Origin of the sequence: Desulfallas sp. Bu1-1 (genome assembly GCF_015594625.1) — a bacterium.
Taxonomy (GTDB): Bacteria; Bacillota; Desulfotomaculia; order Desulfotomaculales; family Desulfallaceae; genus JADNRQ01.
The window spans coordinates 1-255 of the sequence record NZ_JADNRQ010000132.1 but is presented as its reverse complement, the minus strand read 5'-3'; the positions used below and the strand labels follow the sequence as shown (position 1 = coordinate 255).

Sequence of the window (255 nt, the reverse complement as noted above, 5' to 3'; positions counted from 1 at the left end):
CGGATCAAGGGGGGCGGTAACAAATGAAAAAAACCTGGCAAATAGTAATGGCCGGAGATGGAGGACAGGGCTTGATTGTCGGCGGGCGTATCTTGGCCCAAGCCGCCATTTTAGAAGGAAAGAACGTGCTACAAACACAGAGTTACGGCATCGCCGCCCGGGGAGGCTATTCGGAAGCTCAGGTAATCATCTCCGACGGGGAAATCTATAACCCCAAGTGTGAGACACCGGACCTTGTTCTTGCCCTAACCCAAA

Annotated in this window: 1 protein-coding gene; it reads left to right on the top strand. The window is 52.9% G+C overall.

Features of this window, described 5'->3' with window-relative positions; genetic code table 11:
• Nucleotides 1-23: 23 nt before the first annotated feature.
• Nucleotides 24-255, top strand: a 232-nt coding sequence (locus tag IT084_RS17955; RefSeq protein WP_195714208.1) for a 2-oxoacid:acceptor oxidoreductase family protein, incomplete at its 3' end; no start/stop codon positions are given.